The 9,891-nt window shown below is 55.5% G+C and carries 7 protein-coding genes; all 7 read left to right on the top strand.

Annotated features, from left to right (window positions below):
• Positions 1-659, top strand: a 659-nt coding sequence (locus PKX57_RS10010) for a type 2 periplasmic-binding domain-containing protein (RefSeq protein WP_472417098.1), incomplete at its 5' end; no start/stop codon positions are given.
• Between the two features lie 101 nt (positions 660-760).
• On the top strand, positions 761-3,475 hold the full coding sequence (locus PKX57_RS10015; RefSeq protein ID WP_464597024.1) for an extracellular solute-binding protein: 2,715 nt from the start codon (positions 761-763) through the stop codon (positions 3,473-3,475).
• An 88-nt stretch (positions 3,476-3,563) separates the two neighbouring features.
• Entirely contained in the window at positions 3,564-4,364 is an 801-nt protein-coding gene (locus tag PKX57_RS10020; RefSeq protein ID WP_408631269.1) for a carbohydrate ABC transporter permease, read from the top strand.
• Positions 4,365-4,368: 4 nt separating this feature from the next.
• Positions 4,369-5,238: a carbohydrate ABC transporter permease gene (locus PKX57_RS10025; RefSeq protein WP_472417100.1), complete on the top strand. Its 870-nt coding sequence runs from the start codon at positions 4,369-4,371 to the stop codon at positions 5,236-5,238.
• An 8-nt stretch (positions 5,239-5,246) separates the two neighbouring features.
• Complete coding sequence (locus PKX57_RS10030; RefSeq protein ID WP_169698997.1) at positions 5,247-7,229, top strand: NHL repeat-containing protein; 1,983 nt, start codon at positions 5,247-5,249, stop codon at positions 7,227-7,229.
• The gene (locus tag PKX57_RS10035; RefSeq protein WP_472412714.1) at positions 7,219-9,348 is read left to right on the top strand and encodes a DUF5696 domain-containing protein; all 2,130 of its coding nucleotides are present in this window, start codon (positions 7,219-7,221) and stop codon (positions 9,346-9,348) included. Before PKX57_RS10030 ends, PKX57_RS10035 begins: the two co-directional genes overlap by 11 nt.
• Positions 9,345-9,891: carbohydrate ABC transporter permease (locus PKX57_RS10040; RefSeq protein WP_472417102.1), on the top strand; the 547-nt coding region annotated here is incomplete at its 3' end. The genes PKX57_RS10035 and PKX57_RS10040, both read left to right, overlap by 4 nt.

Here is a 9,891-nt window from a genome sequence, read left to right on the forward strand (position 1 = left end):
CCAAGCAGTTCTTCGACGGCAAGTTCGTCTTCGACAGCCTTCCGGATGAGCAGAAACAGCAGTACAACGCCGGCTGGTACGGAGACGTCTGGAACCAGGGCAAGATAGCGATCAGATGGTCGGGCACATGGGACACGGCCTCTTTCGCCACGCTGCCCTTCCCGAGCCGCTTCATCGGCGTACCCGAAGGCAAGGTGACCGTTGTGGGGGACTTCTTCGTCCTCTCCAAGACGACTAAATACCCGGAGCAGGCCTACGAATTCGCCAAGTACATAACCTTCGCCAAAGAGGGTATTCTCAAAAGACTGGAGATCGACACGGCCAACCAGTGGACCTCTATGCCTCTGACCACGGAGCAGGACGTCCTCGATGAATATTTCAAGGTCAAGAAGCTCTTCCCGGGAATCGATGAAGCCTTCGCCAGAATCTCCGAAGGCATCGTCGAGGGCGTGAAGATAGTCCCCGGCTATATCCAGTCCCGCTGGACGGCGCCCACCGGAATCAAGGTCGGAGACAACGACAACGCCTCGATAGGCGACGTGATATGGAACAGCATGAGGGGTAACGTGAACATAGCAGACTACGCCGGTCAGCTCAACAAGCTGGCCAACGAGCAATACAGGAAAGCCATCGAGAAGATCGCGATAATGACAGACTGAAAGGAGAGGGAACCATAAGCAAGGGCGGAGCGCTGCTGACATTTCTTTTTCTGGCTCTCGTTTCACTGAGCGCGAATCTCGCGATTCCGTACTCCACGCTCTTGCCGGATATTACCCCTTCTTACGGCGGCGGGACCGTCTGGGCCTCGCCGCCCCTTTCTGAAAACCTCCGGAGAAACGACGGCCTCGAGTTGAATATATATCTGAACGAGGGCGGCCACTATGCCATCAGGCTCGGCTACACGGTTACCGGCTCTTCGATCCTCCCCCCGGAGGTCTCCATCGAGATAAACGGCGTTTATCAGTTCCTCGAGGCGCAGAGAGTGACGCTCGTTCAGTACTGGAAATACGAGACGCTGGACTTTCCGCTGAACAGGTACGGGGACGAAGTACTGCCCTCTCAGACGATTCTCCCGAATCCGCTCGATTATACGCTGCGAGACTCCTCGAGTCTTTTCAGGCAACCGCTGCTCTTCTCTCTCGAAAAGGGCGAAAATACGGTGAAGCTGACACTCCTCTCCGGAGAGATAACCCTGCACTCGGTGGAGGTTCTGTCGCTCGAGGAGATCCCCGCTTACGCGAAACCCGGTGCGGATCGGCCGAAAGGCGATTTCATCACGATAGTGGAAGCCGAACACCCTTCTTACAAGAGCGACACCACCATCAACGCGATCGCGAACAGGAGTCTCGACGTCGTTCCCTTCGACACTTATCGATCGCTTCTAAACACCTTTGGCGGAGCCTCGTGGAAGAACGGCGGACAGGCCGTCTTCTATGAATTCGAGGTTCCCTCCGACGGATATTACTGTATAGCCTTCAAATACATTCAGGACTCGAAATCGAAGATGAGAGTCTTCAGAAAGATAACTATAGACGGCGCAGTGCCGTATAAAGAGCTCGAAAGTTATCCCTTCGATTCCTCGACCGTCTGGAAGATAGAAACTCTCGAAAGCGACGGAGAGAACCTGGAGCTCTACCTGACCGCTGGCAGACACACGCTTGGAATCACCGTCAACGTGAGCGTTTACGAAAGCGTCCTGATGACTTTGAAAACTATGATATCTCAAATAAACGACTTCGCCCTGCAGATAAGATATCTCACGGGCGGGGGCAATATCGACAGAAATGTGGAGTGGGAGATCGAGGACTACTTCCCCGGGATAGACGAAACTCTGGCCGCCATGAGAGAGGAGCTAGCACGGGAATACTCGGAGGCATCCCGGATAAACGGCAACGAAGATTCACAGGAATTGACCTCTTTCAGAACGGCCATAATGCTTCTGGAGAGGCTTATGAAAGCTCCCGACGAGATACCGAAAAAGCTCGATTTGCTGGTTGGAAGCGTCGGATCGATCGTCTCGGAACTCTCAGTCGCCCTGAACGGCTTCCAGAATATGCCGCTCACGCTCGACCGCATATATATTTACGCCGGCGAAACGGCTCCCTCTTTCAAGAGGGCCTCCATCTTCGCCTCTCTCTGGGAGGGGATCAAGAGGTTCGTCGATTCCTTCAAGCCGGCCCGGTACAAAGCCGGGGGGAGCGATGGTTCGGTGGTTCTGGAAGTTTGGATAAACAGGGCCAGACAGTACTCGGACATAATCCAGCAGCTCGTGGACGACGATTTCACCCCCAGAACGGGGATAGTGGTTGATCTATCGATCATCAAGGATGAACAGAAGCTGATCCTGGCCAACGCGGCCGGCAAGTCGCCGGACATCGCCCTCGGGATAAGCAACTGGATACCCTTCGAGATGGGGATAAGGGGCGCGGCTCTGGCCCTCTCGGATTTCGAGGACTTCACGATCTTCGCCCGCAACTTCATGCCCGGCACCTTCCTTCCCTTCATGTACGAGGGCAAAGTTTACGGTCTGCCAGAGACGCAGGATTTTTATCTCACCTTTTACAGAAAAGATGTGCTCGGCATGCTCAACATTCCGGTGCCCTCGACCTGGGAGGAGGTAAAGCTCATACTGCCGGAGCTGCACAGAAACGGCCTGAACTACTATATTCCGATCGGAGGGACGGCCTCATCCAAGGCCTTCATGACCACGGCTCCCTTCTTTTTCCAGCACCATGCGAGGCTGTACAGCGAAGACGGGCTGAGCACCGCGATAGACAGGAAGGAAGGATTGGAGGCGATCCGGGAGATGACCGACCTCTTCGCCATATACGGCATGCCGCTTCAGGTATCCAGTTTCTTCGAGCATTTCAGGAAGGCCGATATCCCGATCGGCATAAGCAATCTTGCGACCTATGTCCAGCTTATGATAGCCGCTCCCGAGCTGAAAGGCCTCTGGGGGCTGGCCCCCTCGCCCGGGGTCGCTCACGGGGACATAGAGAGGTGGCAGACCGGCTCGGCCCAGGCCGTGGCGATCTTCGGCGACACCGCTCACCCGCAAGAGGCCTGGCAGTTCCTCAAATGGTGGCTCTCAAAGGAGACCCAATCTCGCTTCGTCTTCCAGGTTCTCAGCACGTACGGACTGGAGTATCTGATCCTCCCCTCGAACAGGTTCGCCTTCGAGGACGTACCGCTTCCCCACGAGGACAAAGAAGCGATACGAGAACAGTGGGAGTGGCTCCAGGAAGTCCCCAGGAGTCCGGCGACCTACATCCTGGAGCGCGAAATTAGCAACATCTGGAACAGGGTCGTTCTCGAGGGAAGACCGATAAGGGTGGCCGTTGACGATGCCGTGCAGAGGATCAACAGAGAGATCCTCAGGAAGATGGAGGAGTTCGGCTACGTCGTGAACGGCAGGAAAGTCAGAGAATACGAGATCCCCGATCTCGAAAAAATACTGGCCTGGTGGAGTGAGTGAGCTGAAAAGAGCCGATGGGAAGTGGATACTGGCCTTTCTGGGGCCGTATGCGGTGGTCTTCACCATATTCATAATCGTACCGATAATAATGGCGGTGCTTCTCTCCTTCACCAATTTCAACACGATCCAGTTTCCCGATTTCGTGGGACTGAAGAACTATATCTCCCTCTTCACGTACGACGATGTTTTCATGCAGTACGTTCTTCCCAACACCATCAAGTTCGCCCTCATAGTCGGACCGCTGGGTTACGCCCTCTCCTTCTTCCTCGCCTGGATGCTGGCACAGATCCCCAGGGCACCCAGAACGATTCTGGCGCTGATCATATACTCGCCTTCGATGACGGTGGGAGTGGCCATGCAGGTGATCTGGCTGACGATCTTCAGCGGCGACAAGTCCGGTTACCTGAACAGCCTCCTGATGAACCTCGGTCTCATAAACCAGCCGGTGCAGTGGCTCCAGTCGCCGCAGTACCTCATGATCACGATGATAATAGTGACCCTCTGGAGCAGTATGGGCGTCGGCTTTCTCGCCATGCTCGCCGGCGTGCTCAACACCGACCCGGAGCTTTACGAGGCCGGTTACGTCGATGGAATCTCAAAACGCTGGCAGGAGATCTTCTACATAACCGTACCGCTCATGAAGCCCCAGATGCTTTTCGGGGCGGTGATGTCGGTCGTCTCGACCTTCCAGGCCGGTTACATAGGCGTTCTGCTTTCCGGTTCCAACCCGACGCCCCAGTACGCCGGTCAGCTCATAGTAAACCATATAGAAGACTATGGCTTTTTAAGATACGAGATGGGCTACGCCGCCTCGATATCGGTCATGCTTCTGCTCATGATATGGATCTCTTCGAAGTTCGTATGGTCGATCTTCGGAGAAAGGGAGTGAAAAGATGGCCTTTCAGGGTACGAAGATAAACCCGCAGAGGTTTCACAGGAGCCAGATAAAGTTTTACGCGATCCTCATACCCCTGGCCGTCTTCATGTCGCTGCCGATAATCTTCATCTTCATGAACGCCTTCAAGCCGCCGAACGAACTCTTCGCCTTCCCGCCGAGAATCTTCGTGAGGAACCCCACCTGGGACAACTTCAAGGCGCTTTTCAACGCGGTCACCCAGTCGGGCATACCGGTTAGCAGATACCTCTTCAACAGTCTGCTGATCTCTCTCCTCACGGTCCTGGCGACTATCCTGGTGGGAACGGCGGCCGGTTACGTGTTGTCCAAGAAGCAGTTCAGACTCAAGAAACTGCTTTTTGAAATCAACACGCTGGCGCTCATGTTCGTGCCGATCGCCGTAATGATACCGCGCTACATAATAATAGCCAGGGCCGGGCTGGTGGACAACTTTCTGGTTCACATACTTCCCAACCTCGCCATGCCCGTCGGCCTCTTCCTGGTGAAGCAGTTCATAGATCAGATACCCGACTCGCTCATAGAGGCGGCAAAACTCGACGGCGCCAACGACTGGTTCATATACGTCAAGATCATACTGCCCCTCACCAAACCCGCGATCGCGACGATCGCCATACTCTCCTTCCAGACGGCCTGGAGCTCCGTGGAGGCCTCCAATTTCTACATAAACCAGGAGAGCCTGAAGAACTTCGCCTATTATATGTCAACGCTAACCAGCTCCACCAGCGCGGTGGCCGGACAGGGAGTAGCGGCGGCGGCCGGTCTCATAATGTTCCTGCCCAGCCTCGTCATCTTCATATTCACCCAGAGCAAGGTGATGAACACCATGGCCCATTCCGGTATAAAGTGAGGCCCGCGATGAAGAGGCTGATCACTCTCGTCTTCCTTATGGCCGCGGCGGCGCTCTGCGGAAATGTCTCCTATAACACGTACACCGTCGGGATCGGCCGGTTCCTGGTTAAATCTCAGGAGGCCTTCGAGCCGACCGAAGTGCTGTACGGGGAGTTCCTCTCTCCGGAGGACCTCTTCGTCAGGGACGGTAAGCTGTACGTGGCCGATTCCGGCAACTCCCGGATAGCCGTGCTGGACGGCAAAGAAGTTAGCTACCTGGCCGAATGGGAGGTGCTGAACCCGCAGGGGATCTACGTGGATGAGTCCGGGACGATCTACATCGCAGACTCCTGGGCCAGAAAGGTTTACAAATACGACGGACGGGGAGTACAAACCGGCGTGCTGACCAGACCCGACTCGCCGCTTTACGGCAAGAGCAACGACTTCATCCCGCTGAAGGTGGCGGCGGACAGGCGCGGGAACGTCTATGTTCTCAGCCAGGGAGTCACGAACGGACTGGTCGTTTTCAACAGGGACGGAAAGTTCGTCAGTTTCTTCGGGGCGAACGAACCCGACGTAACGCTGAGGATGATCCTCCAGAGGTTACTCTTCACACAGACTCAAAAAGAGCAGCTTCTTCGCATAAAGCCGCCCTCGCCGGGCAATCTGGTGGTGGACGACTCCGGCCTTGTCTGGACGGTTACCACCGGCCTCACGGACAAAGCAATAAAGAGGTTCAACGTAGCCGGCACGAACATATACGGCGAGCTAGACTTCTCCAGCTCCGATTTCATCGATCTAGACATAGACGCGTTCGGGAACGTGTACGCCCTGAGCTCGAACGGCCTGATCTTCATCTACGACTCGTACGGGAATCTACTCTTTCTTTTCGGCGGCCAGAGCTACTACGAAAACAGGAGGGGACTGCTCAGGTCTCCCGTGGCGATCGACGTGGCCGAGGACGGCAGGATATACGTTCTAGACAAAGAGGACGGAACGATCACTGTTTTCTCGCCCACGGCCTTCGGCAGCCTGGTGCTGAAAGGTGTAAGTTATTACAACCAGGGGATGTATCTGGAGGGAGAGGCTATCTGGCGGGAAATACAGAAGCTGAACAGCGGTTTTCTCCTGACTTACAAAGTACTGGGCAACATAGAGTTCAAGAGGGACAACTACGGGCAGGCCTTCGACTATTTCTCGCTGGCGCAGGATATGCGGGGCTATTCGGAGGCCTTCTGGCATCTCAGGAACGACTGGCTCCAGAAGGTCGTCGGCCTTCTCTTCGTGGCGCTGGTGGCGCTGGCCGTTTTCGATCTCGTCCGTTCGGTCCTCAAGCGACAGGGGAAGATAAAGCCGCGCGCCAGGGCAGGCGGAGAGATGAAGTTCAGACTGTTGAGGGAGTTGAAGGCTTCACTGAAATTCCTGAAGAACCCCTTCGACGCCGTTTACGAGATGAAGAGAAACGGGGCGGTCTCCTTCTCTACCGCGACGTTGCTTTACATATGGATGTACGTTCAGAACGTATTGATCCTCTATCTGGCATCGCCACTCTTTGTGGGTTTCAGGGCACGCAACATCGATTTTCTGGCGCTCTTCTACGACACTTACAGGCTGCTCTTTCTCTGGATAGTTGGAAACTTTCTGGTGAGCGAGATCTCCGAGGGCGAGGGAACTTTCAAACACATATACATAGGCACGATCGAAGCCTTCCTGCCTATCCTGCTCTTCTCCCTGCCTCTGGCGCTCGTGACCAACCTGTTGACGCTCAACGAGGCCTTCATATACACCTTTTCGATGCAGGCCCTGAACGTCTGGTCGCTCGTTATGCTCCTGATCGTGATTTCCCAGGTTCACAACTTCACCTTCGGCGAGACGGTGAAAAACGTTCTGCTGACGCTCTTCGCGATGCTTCTTCTCGCGCTGCTTATCTTCCTCGTGCTCATACTTCTGCGCGAGGAGATCGATTTCTTCGTCTCGATCGTCCAGGAGCTGATCTTCCATGCGGGTTAACAGGGCCGTGGTCGGTTACGCGATAAAGATAGCGCTTCTGGTGCTGGCGACTGTCCTTCTGGGACTTCTGCTCGGCTACAAACCCGGCCAATCGTCGGGAACGCCCCCGGCGGTTTTCGTCCAGAGGCCTTACACCTTCGAGAGGCCGGCCTTCGAAAAGGTTCTCGCGAACGACAATCTCGAGCTGTACTTCGACAGAAAATCGGCCGGAATAAAGCTCGTCGATCTGAGGAACGGCAAAACCTGGCATTCGGTTCTGGAGGAGGCCGACAGATCGATCAACAACGTCTGGCAGGCCTTCTTCAGCTCGGGCGTAACGCTCGAACACATAGACGGCAGGAACACCGTCAGACGGCTTAACTCGGCCAGGGACGGCGAAACCAGCTTTGTAGACGTCTCTTCCGATCACTTCAGCGTGGCCATCGCCTTCCCCGATGTCGGGGCCGTCATCGAGGTCAAATATACCCTCGGGGTCGATTTTCTGGATATATCGGTCACGGGTGTCGAAGAGGGCGCGATCAAATTGACCTCCCTCTACCTGTACCCCTTCATGGGCGCGTCGAAAGGAACGGTGCCCGGAAGCTTCCTCATCCCCGACGGCATCGGCGCCGGGCTCGACCTCTCGAAAAAGACGATCGCAAATTCGCCCTTCGTCGCGAGGGTGTATGGACTGGACAAAGGCTTCGTCGATATCCCGACGACCTTAAGCCTGGATACTGTGGCCGATCCAGAGAGAATAACCCTACCCTTCTACGCGGTAACGACGGGCGAGGCTGCCTTACTCGGAGTGATAACGGGCGGCGATCTCTACGCCGAGGTACAGGCCTACAAATCAGGCATAGTCACCCCTTTCAACTGGATAACCACAAGATTCATATACAGGCAGATGTATAGAAAGCTCCTGAACAAAAAGGGCGAGGGCGTCAGCATACCTCAGGCGCAGAGAAACCCCGTATCTCCGGCGTTGAGATTCTACTTCCTCGACGGCTCGAACTCGTCCCCGTCGGGGATAGCCGCAAAAGCGAGGGAGGATTTCCTGCTTAGGGGACTGATCCCCTCGCGGCGGCTCGAGCCGGTCGTCCCGCTGAAGCTGGAGTTCCTGGTAGCGGAAAGCGAAAAAACCACCTTCGGCATAAAGGTCCATATAATGACTCCGCAGAGTGAACTGGAGCGAATACTGGCGGAAGTCGGCAAATACTCTCAACGGACGGTAGTCGTTTTGAGGGGCTACACCTCCGGGGGGCTCTCCACCTCCTCGCCCGATCACCTGCCCCTGGAGAGGAAAGCAATAGAGGACATCTCAAGGCTGAGCGAATTCTATTTCTACGTGGACTATCTGACGGCTCATGAAGGATCGGGGGGCGTATCGAGGGCCCGCTACGCGCAGAACAGATCGGAACAGATAATGATCGAAGGTCCGAGATTCATCATCGATCCGAGGGAGACCGTCTCTTTCGCGCTCGAAGAACTCGAGAGCTTCTCGAAACTCGGGATCGAAAAATTCGCCCTCGCCAACCTCGCCGAACTGGCCTTCTCGACCAGGGACAGTAACAGAACTGAGAACGTGGAGGCCCTTCTGGAGACGGTCTCGCTCTTCGACGGGCCGATACTGTACAACCCCAACCTTTACATGATCTCCCGGGCCTCACACATATCCGACATCCCCGTCTCGAATTCGGGTTACCTCATAGAAGACAGCGTCGTCCCGCTTCTGCCGGCGGTGTTGAGGGAGTCCTTCTGGCTCTTCACCGGTCCGGTAAACCTCACGTCCGATTTCAGGCGCGAACTACTCAGGGCCGTCGATTACGGACTCTTCCCCAGTTTTTACATAACTTCGGAGAGTTCGATGAAACTCGTGGAGACCGCCTCGTCCGACCTCTTCTCCACAGAGTACGAAAACTGGAGGGAGAAGATCGAGTTCGCCTACGACTTCGTATCGAAGGCCCTCGAAAATACCCTCAACTCGCGGCTCGTCGAACGCGTCGAGGTGGCTGCCGGTCTCTTCAGAAACACCTACGACAACGGAACGTCCATAACGCTGAACTACAACGAAAACCCGGCGAGAGCGGGAGATCTCGAGATAGAGCCTCTCTCCTACGTTGTCGAGGTGAACAGATGAGAATGAAAATAAGGACCAGAGAGGCGCTCCAGGGGTTGGCCTTCATATCGCCCTGGCTCATAGGTTTTCTGATCTTCACGCTCGTACCGCTGGTGAGGACTTTCTGGCTGAGCCTCAACGAAGTCAGGGTTACGGCCGGCGGGATCCGCACCTTCTTCGTGGAACTCAGAAATTACAAGGACGCCTTCCTGACCGATGTGACGTTTTCGGGAATGTTGATCGACTACGCCCTTCAGATGGCCGTCTATATACCGGTCATCATCTCCTTCTCCATGGCCGTGGCGCTTCTGCTGAATCTGAAAATCAGGGGACAGGGCCTCTTCAGGACGATCTTCTTCCTCCCCGTGATTATCTCCAGCGGTCCGGTCCTGGCCGAACTGGCCGACAAAGGCGCGATGACCTTCGAGGGACTCACGAAACTCGATTTTCTCGTAAACCTCCAGACTACCCTGCCGCCGTCGATCGCCAGACTGCTGGCCTTCGCCGTAGGCTCTTTCATCGTGATCCTCTGGTTCTCGGGCGTGCAGATCCTCATCTACCTGG

This window comes from Mesotoga sp. (assembly GCF_035363035.1).
In the GTDB taxonomy this organism is placed as follows: Bacteria; Thermotogota; Thermotogae; order Petrotogales; family Kosmotogaceae; genus Mesotoga.

Bases quoted from the DNA above. Each gene is read 5' to 3' on its own strand.
- PKX57_RS10035 (WP_472412714.1), top strand. From the start codon at position 7,219: ATGCGGGTTAACAGGGCCGTGGTCGGTTACGCGATAAAGATAGCGCTT.
- PKX57_RS10025 (WP_472417100.1), top strand. From the start codon at position 4,369: ATGGCCTTTCAGGGTACGAAGATAAACCCGCAGAGGTTTCACAGGAGC.
- PKX57_RS10020 (WP_408631269.1), top strand. From the start codon at position 3,564: ATGGCGGTGCTTCTCTCCTTCACCAATTTCAACACGATCCAGTTTCCC.
- PKX57_RS10030 (WP_169698997.1), top strand. From the start codon at position 5,247: ATGAAGAGGCTGATCACTCTCGTCTTCCTTATGGCCGCGGCGGCGCTC.